The 16900-nt window shown below is 72.5% G+C and carries 12 protein-coding genes, 2 pseudogenes and 1 riboswitch; of the genes and pseudogenes, 5 read left to right on the top strand and 9 right to left on the bottom strand.

Annotated features, from left to right (window positions below):
• Positions 1-10: 10 nt before the first annotated feature.
• From EYA84_RS11735 to mqnE, 7 genes are all read right to left on the bottom strand, one after another.
• Complete coding sequence (locus EYA84_RS11735) at positions 11-775, bottom strand: ABC transporter ATP-binding protein (protein WP_131053075.1); 765 nt, start codon at positions 773-775, stop codon at positions 11-13.
• A gap of 29 nt (positions 776-804) precedes the next feature.
• Positions 805-1893, bottom strand: coding sequence for an iron ABC transporter permease (locus EYA84_RS11730; protein WP_131053074.1), 1089 nt, complete (start codon positions 1891-1893; stop codon positions 805-807).
• A gap of 35 nt (positions 1894-1928) precedes the next feature.
• Entirely contained in the window at positions 1929-2864 is a 936-nt protein-coding gene (locus EYA84_RS11725; RefSeq protein ID WP_131053073.1) for an ABC transporter substrate-binding protein, read from the bottom strand.
• Between the two features lie 107 nt (positions 2865-2971).
• Positions 2972-3032, bottom strand: a riboswitch (cobalamin riboswitch).
• 159 nt (positions 3033-3191) lie between these two features.
• Positions 3192-5069 (bottom strand): M14 family zinc carboxypeptidase, encoded by a 1878-nt coding sequence (locus EYA84_RS11720; RefSeq protein ID WP_131053072.1) that lies wholly within the window; start codon positions 5067-5069, stop codon positions 3192-3194.
• Positions 5070-5211: 142 nt separating this feature from the next.
• Positions 5212-5553: a DUF4229 domain-containing protein gene (locus EYA84_RS11715; RefSeq protein ID WP_131053071.1), complete on the bottom strand. Its 342-nt coding sequence runs from the start codon at positions 5551-5553 to the stop codon at positions 5212-5214.
• A gap of 70 nt (positions 5554-5623) precedes the next feature.
• Positions 5624-6046, bottom strand: coding sequence for a hypothetical protein (locus EYA84_RS11710; protein ID WP_131053070.1), 423 nt, complete (start codon positions 6044-6046; stop codon positions 5624-5626).
• 24 nt (positions 6047-6070) lie between these two features.
• A complete protein-coding gene (gene mqnE, locus EYA84_RS11705) occupies positions 6071-7240 on the bottom strand; it encodes an aminofutalosine synthase MqnE (RefSeq protein WP_131053069.1) in 1170 nt (389 codons plus the stop codon).
• A gap of 293 nt (positions 7241-7533) precedes the next feature.
• Between mqnE and EYA84_RS11700 the strand changes: the two genes are divergently transcribed.
• From EYA84_RS11700 to EYA84_RS11685, 3 genes and pseudogenes are all read left to right on the top strand, one after another.
• On the top strand, positions 7534-9087 hold the full coding sequence (locus tag EYA84_RS11700; protein ID WP_131053068.1) for a C40 family peptidase: 1554 nt from the start codon (positions 7534-7536) through the stop codon (positions 9085-9087).
• Positions 9088-9747: 660 nt separating this feature from the next.
• Positions 9748-10125, top strand: coding sequence for a hypothetical protein (locus EYA84_RS11690; protein WP_131053066.1), 378 nt, complete (start codon positions 9748-9750; stop codon positions 10123-10125).
• A pseudogene (locus EYA84_RS11685) lies at positions 10053-10973 on the top strand (bifunctional [glutamine synthetase] adenylyltransferase/[glutamine synthetase]-adenylyl-L-tyrosine phosphorylase); the annotation flags it as partial. The gene EYA84_RS11690 and the pseudogene EYA84_RS11685, both read left to right, overlap by 73 nt.
• 71 nt (positions 10974-11044) lie before the next feature.
• Here EYA84_RS11685 and EYA84_RS11680 read toward each other — a convergent pair.
• Positions 11045-12718: a hypothetical protein gene (locus EYA84_RS11680; protein ID WP_131053065.1), complete on the bottom strand. Its 1674-nt coding sequence runs from the start codon at positions 12716-12718 to the stop codon at positions 11045-11047.
• 35 nt (positions 12719-12753) lie between these two features.
• Between EYA84_RS11680 and mptB (EYA84_RS11675) the strand changes: the two genes are divergently transcribed.
• Together mptB (EYA84_RS11675) and mptB (EYA84_RS11670) are read left to right on the top strand one after the other, a co-directional pair.
• On the top strand, positions 12754-14163 hold the full coding sequence (gene mptB / locus EYA84_RS11675; protein ID WP_131053064.1) for a polyprenol phosphomannose-dependent alpha 1,6 mannosyltransferase MptB: 1410 nt from the start codon (positions 12754-12756) through the stop codon (positions 14161-14163).
• Positions 14164-14177: 14 nt separating this feature from the next.
• The gene (gene mptB, locus EYA84_RS11670; RefSeq protein WP_131053063.1) at positions 14178-15824 is read left to right on the top strand and encodes a polyprenol phosphomannose-dependent alpha 1,6 mannosyltransferase MptB; all 1647 of its coding nucleotides are present in this window, start codon (positions 14178-14180) and stop codon (positions 15822-15824) included.
• Between the two features lie 633 nt (positions 15825-16457).
• Here mptB (EYA84_RS11670) and EYA84_RS11665 read toward each other — a convergent pair.
• A pseudogene (locus tag EYA84_RS11665) lies at positions 16458-16900 on the bottom strand (glutamine synthetase); the annotation flags it as partial.

Below are 16900 nucleotides of genomic sequence, written 5' to 3'. Positions count from 1 at the left end.
GAAGGTGGGGTCAGCGGGGGCGGGTGGGGAGGACCAGGGGGCCGTGGGAGCCGGGGACGACCGTGACGTGGGCCCGGTAGTAGCGGGCGAGCATCTCCTCGGTGAGTACCTCGGTCGGGGTGCCCTCGGCGACGATCCGGCCGTCGGCCAGCAGCACCATGCGGTCGGCGTACTCGCCCGCGATGGAGAGGTCGTGCATGGTGGCCAGCACGGTCAGGCCGTGCGTCCGGCGTAACTGGTCGACGAGTTCGAGCACCTCCTGCTGGTGACCGATGTCCAGCGCGCTGGTCGGCTCGTCGAGCAGCAGCAGGGTGGCGCCCTGTGCCAGTGCGCGGGCCAGGAAGACCCGCTGCCGCTCCCCGCCGGAGAGGGTGGCCAGTTCCCGACCCTGGAAGCCGGCGAGGTCCAGCCGACCGAGCACCTCGTGCACCACGGCCATGTCGGCGGCGGACTCCCGGCCCAGCGGCGGGATGTACGGGGTACGTCCGAGCAGCACGTAGTCGAGCACCGCCATTCCGGGCGGTACGACCGGGGACTGGGCCACGGTCGCCACCACCCGGGCCCGTTCGCGGCGGCGCAGGGCGCTCAGCGGCGTACCGAAGAGGTCGACGGCGCCCGGCGCGGCGAGCAGGCCGCCGACGGCCCGCAACAGGGTCGACTTGCCGGCGCCGTTGGGTCCGATCACGGTGACCCACTCGCCGGGCCGGACGGTCAGGTCGACGCCGGTCAGGATCGGCGTGCCGTCCAGGCTGATCCGCAGGTCACGCACCCGCACTGCGGCGACATCGGACGCGTCGGGCGCGGTCACGTCAGCACCCGTCGGGCGGTCCGCAGGATCAGCACGAAGAAGGGACCGCCGAGCAGCGCGGTGACCACCCCGATCGGGATCTCCTGCGGGGCGGCGGCAGTCCGGGCCGCCACGTCGGTCAGGGCCAGGAAGGCGCCGCCGAACAGCAACGACAGCGGCAGGATGACCCGGTAGCTCGATCCGGCGAGCAGCCGTACGGTGTGCGGCACGATGATCCCGACGAAGCCGATCAGGCCGGAGGCGGACACCGCGGCGGCGGTGCCCAGCGAGGCGGCGGCGATCAGCAGGTACCGGGAGCGTTGCGGGTGCAGGCCGAGCCCGGCCGCCTCGTCGTCACCCACCGAGAGCACGTCCAACTCCCGGCGGTGCAGAAGGATGACCAGGCTGGTGAGCAGGAAGTACGGCAGCACCAGCCGGACGTCGTGCCAACCGGCGGTGGCCAGCCGCCCGAGCAGCCAGGAGTACACCTCCTGGATGCTGTCCGCGTTGCGTTGCAGCAGGTACGTCTGACCGGCGGAGAGGAACGCGGAGACGGCCACCCCGGCCAGGATCAGGGTGGCCGGCGAACGGCTGCGTCCACCGGCCACCCCGAGCAGGTACGTCATGGCGACCGCACCGAGCGAGCCGACGAAGGCGGCCAGCGGGATGGTGAGCGGCAACCCGCTGAGCGCACCGCCGGTCGCGGTGCCGAGGGTCAGGACGACGGTGACCGCGAGCCCCGCTCCGGCGGCCACCCCGAGCAGGTACGGGTCGGCCAGCGGGTTGCGGAACACGCCCTGGTAGGCGCCGCCGGCCAGGGCCAGCAGTCCACCGACCAGCAGGCCCAGCACCACCCGGGGCAGCCGCAACTCGGTGACGATGGCGATCTCGCGCTCGGTCAGCCCGCTGTCCAGGCGTACCCCGGGCAGCAGATTGAGCAGTTCGATCGCGACGCTGCCGGGCGGCAGGCTGACCGGGCCGAGCGAGACGCCCGCCACCAGGGCGACGAAGACGGCGAGCACGCCGACGGCGAGCCAGCGTTTCCGCAGGCCCGCCGGGCGGGCGACGACCGGTAAGGAAGGGTCCCTTGCTAACGCCTGGTGCATAGGAAGGGTCCCCTGCTAACGCCTGACGACGTCGGTCACTCGGTGACCTTGGCGGTGGCGTCCACGATGGTCCGGAGCAGGTCCACCACGCGCGGGCCCCAGCGCGAGGCGACGTCGTCGTCCAGCTCGACGATCTGGTCGCTCTTGACCGCCTCGATGCCGGACCAACCGCTGCGCGCCTTGACCGTGGCGGCGCTCTGCTGGCAGCACTTCACGTCGGAGAGGAAGACGAAGTCCGGGTTGGCCTGGACGATCACTTCCTGGGAGAGCTGCGGGTAGCCGCCGTTCGTGCCGTCGGCGTCCGCAGCGTCGGCGATGTTCTCCAGGCCGGCGAGGGCATAGATCGAGCCGATGAAGGTCTTGCTGGTGGCGGTGTACAGCTCCGGCCCCAGCTCGTGGAAGTAGGTGGGCGCCTGGACCCGCTGCGGCACCTCGGCGACGATCTTGGTGATGTCGTCCTTCATCCGCTGCACCACGTCGGTCGCCGTGTCGGCGTTGCCGGTGAGCGTGCCCAGCTCGGTGATCTGCCGGTACGAGTCGTCCAGGGTCTGCGCCGCCGGGGTCAGGTAGACCGGGATCTTGAGGGTGGTGAGCTGGTCGACGATCTTGTTGCGGTCGTCGCTGAGCACCACCAGGTCGGGGTTCTTCGCGGCGACCGCCTCGGCGTTCGGCTGGTAGCCGGAGAGGTCCGTCTTCGGCGCGTCGGCCGGGTGGTTCGACTGGTCGTCAACGGCGGTGACCTGCGGCCCGGCACCGATGGCGAAGAGCATCTCGGTAGCCGTCGCGGAGAGCGAGACGATCTTCTCGGGACGCTGATCCAGGGTCAACGACCCGACGGTGACGGGGAAGGTGGCGCCACTGCGGCTGTCGCCGGTGCGGGGTGTCTCGCTGTTCGTCTCGGCGCAGGCACCGAGGGCGAGCGCGGCCACCGCGAGAGTGGCGGCGAAGACCCGGGGGGTACGGCTGAACATCGGTCCTCCTGTCGGTCGAGGAGTGCTGCTTCGCCGACAGGAGCCGGAGCGGCCCGTCCGCGAGGCGCCCTTCCTCGAGAGCGCGAATCGCGACGCGCCCCAGGCGACCTGACTCGTCCCCGTCTTCGGGGCATCACAGTTGCGGGACAGCGCCGGTTTCGCACCGGCTTCGCTGCGGCGGGTCGGTACGACGGTAGCGCACGGCGGGACCGCGACCCGCTGAGCAGGTCACGGTCCCGGCCACGTGCAGCCCGTCTAGTTCACTGTTGTCCGTTTGGCCCCTGGACGGGGCCCCGCGCGAGGGGGTGTGGCGGGGCCCCGCCGCTTTCAGGAGGCGGTGATGGTGACGTTGTCCACAGCCGCCTCGACCAGGCTGGCCGTCGACGCGTCGGCGGCCTCCACCAGGATCCGGACCGACTGCCCGGCGTACGGGGTGAGGTTGAGGTTGGCCTGGGTCCAGGCGCCGTTGCGGTTGCTGGCCGCGCCGGCCTGGGTGAGCAGTGCCGTGGTGCCGCCGTTGTGCACCACGCTGACCCGCAGGTAGTCGGCCGACGACGAGTTCGAGCCGTGCGCCAGGTACCAGGCCAGCGACAGCGTCAACGTGCCGCTGGACGGCAACGTGACCGCCGGGGACCGGGCGCTGGTCACGCCGCCGTCCACGTCGTAGTCTCCGGCGGCGCTGCCGGCCAACCGGCCGGTGACCAGGTCGTTGCTGCCGGCGAACGGGGTGAGCTGCTTGGCGCCGCTGGAGTTGGTGGCCTGCGCGGCCCCCCGCTCCCACTGCCCCGAGGTGGCCGTGTCGGTGCCGTTGGGGTTGATCGTCCAGCCGGTCGCGGTCTCGAAGGTGTCCGACCAGACCGTGGTCCCGCTGCCACCGCCGCAGTACTGGGCCTGCTTGCCGATGGCCCGGTACGGGCAGTCGGCGTACTCGGAGAGGATCAGCACCGCCTCCCGGTTGCGCGAGGTCTGCGCCGGGATGACCTCGTCGGGCGGGTAGAAGCCGCCGCCGGAGGCCGAGCCCGGATACAGCTCGAAGGTGTACGCCCAGATGCCGTGCGTCGCCCACATCCAGTCGATGCTGCTGCCGTCGGTGATGTACAGGTCGCTGGACTGCTGCGGGGTGAAGCCGTTGGTCGCCGCCATCTGCTGGCCGATGGTGGCGAAGGTGTTGTACTGGTCGGCGTTCATCCCGGTGGCGGTGTTGCTGGTCGTGTAGCCGTACGGCCAGAGCACCAGCTCGGAGTAGGTGTGGAAGTCGATGTTGGCCTTGATCTGCTGCACCCCGCCGACCACCCGGCTGTTGACGAAGTTGCGCAGCGCCTGCGTCTCGGGAGCGGAGAACGCCGACGGGCCCCGGTAGGTGTCCGAGGAGGTGGAGCCGGACGAGCCGCCGCAGCACCCGAAGTTGAAGCTCCAGTTGCGGTTCAGGTCGGTGCCGACGTACGACGAACCGCTGTTGGGTTGGCGGTTCTTCCGCCAGGACCGGTAGGAGCCGGTGGCGATGTCGTACTCGCTGCCGTCGGGGTTGACGGTCGGCACGATCCAGATCTCCCGGTTGTTGACCAGGCCGGTGATCCGGGAGTCGGAGCCGTAGTTGTCGGTGAAGAGGTTGAGCAGGTAGATCGCCATCTCGACGGTCAGGTGCTCGCGGGCGTGCTGCTGGGCGTTGAAGAGGATCTCCGGCTCGTTCTCGTCGGTGGCGACGTTGTCGGAGATCTTCACCGCCACCAGCTCCCGGCCCTCGTACGAGCTGCCGATGCTGACCTTGCGGGCGATCGACGGGTGGTCCGCGACGACCTGGTTGACCACGGCGGTCATCTCCGCGTAGTCGTGGTAGTTCGCGTCGGCCGGCGGGAAGGCCAACGCGCCGACCTGCCCGTCCGTGGCGCCCCGATCGGTGGGCAGGGCGGCGATCGCCTCCAGCCGGAACCCGAGGCGGGTGATCGCGGCGGCCTCGGCGCGGGTGGCCGAGACGTGCAGCACCCCGTGTTCGGAGTAGTCGATCGCGGCACCGGTGCCGGCGATCGCGTTGCGGTCGGCGAGCGTCTTCGGACCCAGTACCCGGTAGGGCACGGCGGCCGGCTGCTCGTCCCGGTTCGGGGCCGGTTCGGCGGACACCGGTGGTGCGGAGATGGTGAGCAGGCCGAGCCCGGCGGCGACGATGAGCGCCAGGGCACGGCGGACGGGGATCGAACGGAAGGCCATGGACAACCTCCTGGAGGCGCGGGGGTTCCCCGCCCGGCAGCGGACAGCCCACCACCGGTCACATGGTCATATCAACATCGATCGCTGTACGGCCCATCCCAGTCGGATCCTCATGCCGACGACATGGTCCCGTCGCCGCAGGTCAGGAGGACGAGCCGCGTCCCGGCTCGGTGGACGAGCCGGGCTGGTCGGCCGATCCGCCGTCGGTCTGGCCGCCGGAGACCGGGTCGGCCTCGGCCTGGTCCTCGCCGGCCAGGGCGGACCGCAGCCGCTCCTTCTCCGAGCGGCGACGCTCGGCGGCGGCGGCCATCTCCTCGGCCATCTGGTCGCGTACGCCCTTGAGCAGGAAGAAGGAGACCGCGGCGGAGAACAGCAGCGCCAGGATCAGCTTGAGGAAGATGTCCATGTCGACCGGCCAGAGGGCCAGCATCACGACCACGAACAGGCCGATCCGGCCGAGGGTGTACTTGGCCGCCGCGCTCACGTCGTACTCCATTCTCCGCCGGGCGGCGGCGTCTCTCAGCTCCTGTGTGCGGCCGCGCCGCACGGCGACCTCAGATCGTCCGGTCGACCAGCCAACGGACGCCGGGGAACCAGACCAGCGTGTACACAACGGTGAACGTCACCGCCGCCAGGCCGCCGGAGAGCAGCGGCGGCAGCCCGGTCACCACGCCTGCCACCAGCAGACCGGAGACCACCGCCATCGCCAGCGCCACCAACCCGGCCACCAACCGGGGCGCGCCGAACTCCCAGGCCCGGAAGTCCTCCCAGAACAACCAGACGGCCAGGATCACCGCCAGCCACCCGTTGGCCTGACCGAAGTCACCGGCACCGAACCAGGCGAAGGCCGTGTCGAAGAGCACCAGCACCAGCATCCCGATGACCACTCCGCCCAGGCTGACGCCGAGCAGGTCACCCAGGAAACGGATGCGCCCGTCGTCGTCCCGGCGGGGGAACGCGCTCTGTTGCTCGCTCATCGTCGTGCCAGGGTACGCGTCGACTCAGGCCCAGACCTGCTGCGGCTCGGACCGGCGCTCCGCCATGCTCGGCGCGGCGTCGTACTCGCGGACCACCTCGTAGCGGGTGTTCCGCTCGACCGGACGGAAGCCGGCGTCCCAGATCAGGTGCAGCAGGTCGTCCCGGTGCATCGTGTTCGGCGTCCCGTACGAGTCCGCGTCGTGCGTGATCTTGTATTCGACGACCGAGCCGTCCAGGTCGTCAACGCCGAAGTTGAGCGAGAGCTGGGCCACCGAGAGCCCGTGCATCACCCAGAAGCACTTCACGTGCGGCACGTTGTCGAAGAGCAGCCGGGAGACCGCGAAGGTCTTCAACGACTCGGCCGGCGAGGCCATCGTGGTGCGGGCCTGGATCCGGTTACGGACCTTGCCGTCCGCCGAGTCGACGAAGTCGTGCTGGTAGCGCAGCGGGATGAAGACCACGAAGCCATTGGTCTCGTCCTGCAGCTCCCGCAGCCTCAGCACGTGGTCGACCCGGTGCCTCGGCTCCTCGATGTGGCCGTAGAGCATGGTCGACGGCGTCTTCATGCCCTTGCTGTGCGCCAGGCGGTGGATCCGTGACCAGTCCTCCCAGTGGCAGGCGTGGTCGACGATGTGCTGGCGGACCTCCCAGTCGAAGATCTCCGCACCGCCACCGGTCAACGACTCCAGACCGGCTTCCATCAGCTCGTCAAGGATCGCGTCGGCGGTCAGCCCGCTGATCTTCTCGAACCACTGCACCTCGGTGGCGGTGAACGCCTTGAGCTTGACCTTCGGCAGCGCGGCCTTCAGCTCGCGCAGCACCTTCGGGTAGTAGCGCCAGGGCAGGGTCGGGTGCAGGCCGTTGACGATGTGCAGCTCGGTGAGCTGCTCGTCCTCCATCTCCTTGGCCTTGCGGACCGCCTCGTCGATGCGCATCGTGTACGCGTCCTTCTCGCCCGGCTTGCGCTGGAAGGAGCAGTACGCGCAGGAGGCGGAGCAGACGTTGGTCAGGTTGAGGTGCCGGTTGACGTTGAACATCACCCGCTCGCCGTTGCGCTCGGTACGCGCGTGGTGGGCCAGTCGCCCCAACCATGTCAGGTCGTCGCTGGAGTAGAGCGCGATGCCGTCCTCACGGGTCAGCCGCTCCCCGGCGTACACCTTCGCTTCGAGCTCGCGCTTGAGTCCGGCGTCCATCGAAAGCCCGTCCCTTTCCCCTGCGTCCGCGACCGTTACCGGCCGCAGTCAGAGCCTACGTCGCAGACCCGGGCTGCTCACACCGTGGTCCTTCGGTGACCAGCGTCTCCCGAACTCACAGCTTCCTTTAACCCGTCCAAACATCGACACCGCGCAGCAGGTGAGGTAAGACAGGATGGGGCACGCCACACCTCGCACCGGTGACACCAGGCGATCTGGCGACACCTGGCAGTAGCGTCCCCACATCCGCGTCCGACCCCCGGCGCGGCGGAGCAGGTCCGGACGGGAGCCCGATGGTCGACAGCACGGACGGACGGCGGCGACGGCGACGGAGTCCGCTGGTCTCGCCGGTGCTGCGGCCGATGCTCTGGTCCGCGCTGCTCAGCGCCGTCGCCAGCGCCGTCCTCGCCGCTCCCGCGTACGCCGAGCCGAGCGTCCCGGCCACGGTGCCCGACAGCGGTTCCCGCCCGGCCGTCGCCGGTCAGCTCCAACTGCCCGGCGCACCGCCCGGCGGCACCCCCGGCGTGATCGCCCCGACCGTCACCCCCGCCGGCAACGCGCTCGAAGCCCAGATCACCGCCGTCGAGGCACGGATCGGGGAACTCGGCACCCAACTACTCGACCTGCAACAGCAGCGCACCGAGGCCGAGTCCCAGCACACCGCGGCCGGACGCACCCTGGAGTTCGCCCGGGCCGCGGTCCAGCAGGCCGAGCAGCGTGCCGACCAGGTCGCCGCCGAGGCGATCAAGGTCGACGCCGCCCAGCCGCCCGGCGACTGGGCCGCCACCCTGCGGGACCTGGAACTACTGCACCGGGCCAACCGGGGCGAGCGCAGCGAAGGCGCCACCGGGCCGGCCGCCGGCCAGGTCAGCCGTGCCCGGGCCGACGAGCAGGTGGCCACGCAGGCGTACGCCGCCGCCGATCAGCGGCTGCGCGGGGTGCAGCAGCAGTACGCCGCCACGCAGCAGTCGCTGCGTGAGGAAGAGGCCAAGCTGGTCAAACTGCGCGAGGAGAACTCCGCGCAGTTGATCACGCTGGCCCGCCAGCAGGAGGCCGCCGAGCAGCAACTCGGTGCCGACTACCTCGACCAGTCGGCCGACGGACTGGTCGCGCACCCCACCGCGCTGGCCGCCCTCGCGTACGCCCGGCGTCAGCTCGGCGACCCGTACGTCTGGGGTGCCACCGGACCGAACTCGTTCGACTGCTCCGGCCTGGTCTGGTCGGCGTACCGGTCGGCCGGGTACTACAAACTGCCGCGGGTCGCCCGCGACCAGTACTACGCGACCCGGTCCCGCACCGTGCCGCGCACCGCGCTGCTCCCCGGCGATCTGATCTTCTTCGCCTCCGGCAGCAGTTGGCGGACCGTCCACCACATGGGCATGTACGTCGGCGGCGGCAAGATGATCCACGCACCGACCACCGGCGACGTGGTGAAGATCTCGACGGTGCGCTGGTCCCGGTTCTACGCCGCGACCCGGGTGGTCGGTGCGGTGCCCGCCCCCGCCACTCCGCCCACCCCGTCGCAGCCGCCGGCACCCAAGCCCACGCCGAAGCCGACCCCGAAGCCCACCACCAGCCCGAAGCCGACGCCGACTCCGCGACCGACGTCGCCGTCCCCCTCGCCGACGGGCTCGCCCACGCCGAAGCCGACCGACTCGCCCTCCCCGTCGGTGACGCCGTCGCCGACGGGCTCGCCGTCGGAGAGCCCGTCGGCCACGGCCACCCCGAGCACGGAGAACAGCAGCCTCGACCCGACGCGCAGCAGCCTCGCCCCGACCACGGCGGCGAGCAGCAGCGATCCCGAGGAGAGCACCTCGGCCACCCCGTCCGCCACCGGCGGTCGCTGACCGGACGGGGCCCACCGAGGCGATCTCCGACCCGTCCCACGCGTACACGCGGGACACTGTGTGGGCTACGGGTGTGCCTTCCGGTCGGGATGTGGCACGGTGTCACACAGGCACTGCCGGTCCGGTGGGACGGATCCGGGTGCGAGCGTGGCACGGAGGACGAGGATGACCGAGCACGAGGTTCCGGCGACGCCGGCCGACCCTGCGTCCGCCGCGCCGACCGCGACCGCCGAACCTGCTCCGGCCGCCGCCGAGCCGACGCCTTCCCCGCCGCGACCCGCACCGGCCACACCCGAGCCGACGTCTTCCGCTCCTGAGCCGACGTCGTCCGCCTCCGGTTCGGCGGCCGTCGCCGCCCCGGACCCGGTCGGCACGGCCGGCCACGTCCCCGCTCCGTCAGCGGCGGCACCGGGCGGCACTGATCGGCCACCGGCGCGCGGAAGGGCGGGAGTGGCCCGCGTACCCGGCCCCGGAGGTCCAGCGGCGGTCGGCACCGGAGCAGCCGCACCGGCCACCGGCGGACCCGGCCCCGGCGCTGCCACCACGAGCGGCGGGACCACGTACCGTGCCGGGTCCCCGGTGACACCCGAGGCTGACCGGCCGTCGGCCGGCACGGGCATGAACAGGGCCGTCGGCAGCGCGGGTGTGAGCGGGGCCGGGATGACCAGTGTGCCGGGGCAGCGGGAGCCGGTGCCGCCCACGTCGGCACGGGCCAGCGTGCGGGTCGCCGGCATGGGCCAGGTGAGCGCGGACGAGGCCGCAGCCGCCGGTGGTGGCGGTCGGGCCGCCGGGGTCTACCGGTCCGCGCCGGTCACCCCGGAGTCGTCCGAGCCCGGCCGACCGACCCAGCCCGACCGACCGGCCGAGCCACCGCAGCCGACGACGCCGGAGCCCCACCCGGTGCCGGATCCGGCCCCGGCGGAGCCCGCACCGACGCCACCCGCACCGGTTCCGGGACCCAATCCGCCGTCACCGACGCCACCCTGGCCGCCGCGCTGCGGGCCGTCCGCGCCGCCCAGCCCGCCATGCCCGACCTGACGTTCGCGGTGATCGGCATGGGCCGCCTCGGCGGGTACGAGTCGAACTACCTCTCCGACGCCGACGTCCTCTTTGTCTACGAGGCCCCCGAGGGCGTCGCCGAGAGCGCGGCGAGCGCCGCCGCCCACGCCATCGCCGAGGAACTGCGCCGGTTGCTCGGCATGCCGGCACCCGACCCGGCCCTCGGCGTCGACGCCGACCTGCGCCCCGAGGGCCGGCAGGGGCCGTTGGTCCGCAGTCTCGCCGCCTACCAGCAGTACTACGCCCGGTGGTCGCGGGTGTGGGAGGCGCAGGCGCTGCTGCGGGCCCGCTGCGTCTGCGGCGACGCCGACCTGGGCACCCGCTTCGAGCAACTCGTCGACCCGGTCCGCTACCCGGCCGACGGCCTCACCCGGGAACAGATCATCGAGATCCGCCGGATCAAGGCCCGGGTGGAGACCGAACGACTGCCCCGGGGCGCCGACCCGGCCACCCACACCAAACTGGGCCGGGGCGGCCTCGCCGACGTCGAGTGGGCGGTGCAGTTGCTCCAGTTGCAGCACGCCGGTGCACACCCGTCGCTGCGCGGCACCCGTACCCTCGACGCCCTCTCCGCCGCCCGCGACGCCGGCCTGATCGACCCGGCGGACGCCGAGGCGATGACGGCCGGCTGGACCCTGGCCGCCCAGGTCCGCAACGCCCTCATGCTGGTCCGGGGCCGGGCCGGCGACCAACTTCCCCGGCACGGCGTGGAACTGGCCGGCGTGGTCCGGCTGCTCGGCCGCGACGATCCGGGCGAGTTCCTCGACGAGTACCTGCGCACCGGCCGCCGCTCCCGCGCCGCCATGCAACGCGTCCTGGAGATGTAAGGAAGGGCACCTTATTAACGCCTGCGGTAGAGCAGGGGTCCCCTGCTAACACCCCGTCGAGAGCCCGAGGATCAACCACCGAGGGTGTACGTGCCGGCGCCCGGCACCGTGACCACCGTCCAGTCCCCGTCGGCGTCGACGGTGGCGCCGCCGGACGCGGTCAGCCAGCGGCTGTGCCGGACCCGCACCGGCACCGGGCCCGCGTCCGGGGTGCGGAAGGTCACCGAGGCGCCGTCGGAGCGGACCAGTTCGGCAGGGCCACCCACCAGCGGCGTCGGGTCGGTCACCGCGTACAGCCGCCAGTGGGGGTCGGACCACACCTCGGTCAGGTACGGCAGGCCGCCCGTGACCAGCTCGGCCTCGGCGCGGCCGACCCAGGACAGTGGTGCGTCGGGCACCGCGACGTACTGCACCGCGTACTCGTCGAGCCAGTCCCGGTAGCTGTCGGCGGTCAGCGGCACACCGGTGCCGGCCGCGCCGGGCACGGTGGTGAAGAAGAGCGGGTTGCGGTCGATGTCCGCCTGCCGCAGCCAGCCCCGGGCCAGCGGCACGTCACCCATCCGGGCGGCCTCCCAGTAGTTGCGGGTGGGCGGCACCTCCAGCCGGCCGGTCAGCCCGCGCCGGTCCAGTTCGGCCCGCAGAGGGGCGTAGTAACTCGGACGGCTGGTCGGGTCGCCGATGCTGCGCAGGTCGGCGGAGACCACCGGCGGCTGCCACCAGCACACCGCCGCCAGCAGCACAGCGAGCGCCACCGCCGCCACGCCCCGCCGCCTCGGCCGCGCCGACACCTCGGGTCGCCCGACGAGGTCGGGCCGAGTCGGGGGACTGGCCTGGATCGATCGGCCGGGCTGGGGCGAAGCGTCGGGTCGCGGTGCGATGCGGAGGTGGGCCGAGCGGGCCAGCCAGGCGGGGGGACGGGCGGCGGCGGCCAGGACCGGCAGGGCGAACATGGTCGCCAGCCGGGTGGCGTTCAGCCCGACCGGGGTGTGCACCAGCGCCGCCGCGACCACCCCGCCCGCTGCCAGCACCGCACCCGACCGCACCGGGCGGTAGCCGACCAGCGCGGCCACCAGCAGGGCGGTCACCGTCGCCCGGATCGTGTCGGTCCGGCTGATGTTCATCCAGCCGCCGTCACCGAACAGCACCGCGGTCACCCCCAGCGGCACCGCCGCCGCGACCGCGACGGTCAGCCCGTCGGCGTACCGGCCGGACAGCAGCACGGCGACCCCGGCGAGACCGACGAAGAGTCCGGCCACCGGACTGGCCGCCGAGGCCAGCAACGCCGCCGCACCGGCCAGCACGAGCGGTCGCCACGAACTGCGGCGCCAGGTGAGGGCGAGCAGGGCGGCGAGGCCGAAGGCCACCCCGAGGCCGTACGTCACCCGGCCGGAGACCAGGTTGCCGGCGATGGTGACCACCCCGACCAGGCTGCCGAGCAGCGGTCGAGGCACTCCGGTGCGGACCAGTAGCGCGGCGAGGAGGGCCGCCGCCGCGACCACCGCGATCACGCCGGTGAGGCGTACCCCGAGCAGGGCCATCACCGGCTGGGTCAGCAGGCTGTAGCCGAACTGCTGGACCCCCGCGTACCAGCGCAGGTCGACCGGGGTCGCGCCGTGTGCGGCGAAGAAGTCGGCCCGGGCCACCTGCGCCGCCAGGTCCGAACCCATCGCCGGAAGGATGAGGTACGCCACACCGAGCGCCCCGGCGGACGCGGCGGCCAGCGCCACCACCCGACTGCCCCGCATGCCCACCTCCGTACCGCGCTCACGGTACTGGCAGCATGTCGGACGTGTCCCATCACCTCGTGCGCTGGACCGGACTGGCCGGATCGATCATGCTCGCCGTGGCGGCGTTCCTCGGCGGCGCCCTGCCCGACGGCGACCTGCGGCCCACTCCGCTGCGCATCTGGCAGGGGCCGTACGGGCCGCTGATCATCGCGTTGTGGCTGTTCGGTACGGCCGCGATGGCGTTCGCGTGGTGGACGTTGCGGGACCGGGTGCCGTCGGCACGGTGGGCGCTGGTCACCGCCGGGCTGTGGATCGTGCCGTTCCTGTTCACGCCGCCGCTGGGCAGCCGGGACGCCTACGCGTACGCCTGTCAGGGGGCGAGCTTCGCCAACGGCATCAGCCCGTACGAGTACGGCGTCTCCACGTTGCCGTGTCCGTGGCTGGACACCATGTCGTTCATCTGGCGGGACACCCCGGCGCCGTACGGGCCGCTGTTCGTGGTGCTCTCCGGCGCGATCGTCGCCGCGACCGGCTCGCTGATCGCCAGCATCGCGTTGTTCCGGGTACTCGCGGTCGCCGGTGTGCTGCTGACGGCGGTGAGTGTGCCGGTGCTGGCCCGCCACTGCGGTGTGCCGGTCGGCCGGGCGCTCTGGCTGGCGCTGGCCGGCCCGCTGGTGGGCGTACACCTGATCTCCGGGGTGCACAACGACGCGTTGATGGTCGGGTTCATGGTGGCCGGCCTGGCCATCGTGGTCAGTCGACCGGCCCGGCCGTGGCCGCTGCTGGCCGGTGGTGTGGTGCTCGGCATGGCCGCCGGGATCAAGGTGACCGCCCTGGTGGTGGTCCCGTTCGCGGCGCTGCTGGCGATCGGCGGCGGCTTCACCCTGCGGGGGTTGCTGCGCCACGGCACCCCGGTGGTCGGCGGAGCGGTGGCGACACTGATCGGGGTGACCCTGGGCGCCGGGTTGAACCTCGGCTGGATCACCGGGCTGTCGCACGGCAACGAGGTGATCGCCTGGACCTCGCCGCCGACCGCCGTCGGGCAGACCGTCGGGTACGTGCTGCTGCCGTTCGGCCTGCACGTCGACGCGCTGCCGGTGACCCGGGGGATCGGCATGGTCGTGCTGGCGGCGCTGCTGGTGTGGTTGTGGTTCCGGGCGCGTCACCGGGAACCGCTCTGGCACGCCGCGCTGGCGCTGACCGCCACGGTCGCGCTGGCCCCGCTGTTCCACCCCTGGTACTGGTTCTGGCCGCTGGCGCTGCTCGCCGCCACCGCCCACCGCACCTGGTGGTTCAGCGCGGTCACGGTGTTCGCCGCGTTCCAGGTGCTGGCCGACGGCACCGGCCTGCCCCGGTACACCAAGACGGTCGGTGCGCCGCTGATGACGCTGTTCGTGATCTGGGTGGCGGTCCGCTTGGTACGGTCGGCTCGGGCGGCCCGCCGCCCGGTTCCCGTCGACTGAGGAGAGGCACGCCGGTGACCGAGACCGGCGTCCGAACCGCCTCCGCCCGCGACCGCCGCGTCCGGTATGTCGGCCTGCTGGGGGCGGTGGCCCTCACCGTCGCCGCGTACACCGGTGGCGCCCTGCCCGACAGCATCACCACCCGGGCCGGCCACCCCTTTCCGGCCGTACTGCTGTGGCTGCTCGGCACCACCGCCATGGTGGGCGCCTGGTGGACACTGCGCGCGGGCGCCCCGTCGACCGGGTGGGCGTTACGGACCGCCGCGCTGTGGACGGTGCCGCTGCTGGTCAGCGCACCGCTGGGCAGTCGGGACCTCTACTCGTACGCCTGCCAGGGCTGGGTGTACGCCGACGGCGGTGACCCGTACGCCACCGGTGTCGCCGAGGCGGGATGTCCGTGGCTGGACGCCGTCGCCCCGGTGTGGCGGGACACGGCGGCACCGTACGGCCCGTTCTTCGTCCTTCTCGCCGCGCTCGCCGTGCTCCTCGGCGGCACCCTGGTCGGGACGCTGGCGGTGTTGCGGGTGCTGGCGGTGGCGGGACTGCTGCTGGCCGCGTTCTGCCTGCCCGGCCTGGCACGGGCGGCGGGGGTGCCGCCCGCGCGGGCGACCTGGCTGGTGCTCGCCTGCCCGCTGGTCGGGGTGCACCTGGTGTCCGGCGCGCACAACGACGCCGTGATGCTCGGTCTGCTCCTGCTCGGTCTGCTCCTGCTCGTCCGACGTCCCGCCCGCTCTGCCGGTGCGCTGTCCGGCGCTGCGGCGCCGCCGTCGGTCGGTGGTGTGCCGGATGCTGCGAGGGGGCACTCGGTCGCCGTGGTGCTGGTCGCCGGGGTGCTGCTCGGCCTGGCGGTCTCGGTGAAGGCGACCGCCGTGGTGGTGCTGCCGTTCGCCGCGCTGGCGGCCGTCCGTGGCCGGTACACGGTGGCGGCACTGCTACGCGACGGCGGCACGCTCGCCACCGGAGTGCTCGGCGCGCTCCTGCTCTCCTCACTGCTCTCCGGTCTCGGGCTGGGCTGGATCGGTGGACTCGGCAGCAGCGGCGACACCGTGCAGTGGACCTCGCCGCCGACCGCCGTCGGCATGCTCGTCGACTACCTCGGTGAAGCGGTCGGGCTGCCGCCCGTCGGTGTGGCGGTGGCCCGGATCCTGGCACTGACACTGCTGGCGGTCCTGCTGGTGCTGCTCTGGTGGCGTACCTGGTCGGCGCTGCGCCACCCCCGCCAGCCGGACCGAGGACAGCGCGGTGAGCACGGGGATGCCCGCGCCGCCGACGCCGCTCCATACGGCCCGCCTGCGGCCCGCGCGACCGGCAACGGCCCGCCTGCTGCGGTCGGTGTCAGCCCGTCGGAGGTGGGCGCGGGGGTGAGCCGTCACCGTTCGGTGCTGCTCGGCGCGGGCTTGGCGCTGGCCCTCACCGTCGTCCTCGCGCCGGTCTTCCACCCCTGGTACGCGACCTGGCCGCTGGCGCTGCTCGCGGTGACGGCGACCCGGACCATCTGGTTCCTGGTGCCGAGCGCGCTGGCGTCCTTCCTCGCCCTGCCGGACGGCACCAACGTGGCTCGGCTGGTGAAGGCACCCGGCGCGGTGGCGATGACCCTGTTGGTCTCTGTCCTGGCGGTCCGATTTCTGTCCCGGATCCGCCGGAACCGTGAGCCACGCTGAGCCCAGTTGCCGCGAAGCCGGGTCGCACGCCGACCGCAGGCCGGAGGTGGGGAGATTTGTTGTCGCTCCAGCGACAACAAATCTCCCCACCTCCCCGCGCCGACACCGTCAGCCCCGGCTGGAGACGCCGCCATGATCCCTCGCGCCTGCCGCCAGCGCCTGCGCCAGCGCGGCCCGGCGTGGGCTCACGCCGCACAGCCGGCACGCTTGCCGTTCTGGGCGGTATGCGCGGAGGGCATGGTGCGGAGGTAAGTGGGCGAGGGGCCGGGAGCGGGATGGAGGTTGTGGGCCCTGTGCGGGGGCGTGGGCTGGGACCGGAGTGTGGGAGTGGAGGCTGTGGGCCCTGTGCAAGCTTGTCGCCGGGAGTCGTGCCAACGCGGCCTGCTGCCGAGCCTCGGCGAAGCGTTGCGGCGTGCTGGGGGAGGTGGGGAGATTTGTTGTCGCTCCAGCGACAACAAATCTCCCCGCCCTTTGCCGTGGGTTGGTGGCCCGCCCTTTGCCGTGGGTTGGTGGCCCGCCCTTTGCCGTGGGTTGGTGGCCCGCCCTTCGCCGTGGGTTGGTGGCCCACCTGCCCGTGACGCGCTCGGGCCGGCTTCGCGGTAGCGGAGCCGGCCCGAGTGGTGTTGATGGGTGTCAGCAGTCGAAGTACATGGCGAACTCGTGTGGGGTCGGCCGCAGGCGGACGGGGTCGACTTCGTTGGCGCGTTTCCAGTCGACCCAGGTGGAGATCAGGTCGGGGGTGAAGACGCCGCCTTCGAGGAGGTAGTCGTGGTCGGCTTCGAGGGAGTCGAGGACGGCGGGGAGGGAGCCGGGGACCTGCTTGACGTCGCCCCATTCCTCGGGCGGGAGGTCGTAGAGGTCCTTGTCGATGGGGGCGGGGGGTTCGATTTTGCTCTTGATGCCGTCGAGGCCGGCCATCATCATCGCGGAGAAGGCGAGGTAGACGTTGGCGGACGGGTCGGGGACGCGGAACTCGACGCGTTTGGCCTTGGGGTTGCTGCCGGTGACGGGGATGCGGGTGCAGGCGGAGCGGTTGCGTTGGGAGTAGACCAGGTTGACCGGTGCTTCGTAGCCGG

Source organism: Verrucosispora sp. SN26_14.1 (genome assembly GCF_004307965.1).
In the GTDB taxonomy this organism is placed as follows: domain Bacteria; phylum Actinomycetota; class Actinomycetes; order Mycobacteriales; family Micromonosporaceae; genus Micromonospora.
Note: the sequence above shows the minus strand (reverse complement) of the source record. Positions and strands in the feature narration are given on the sequence as shown.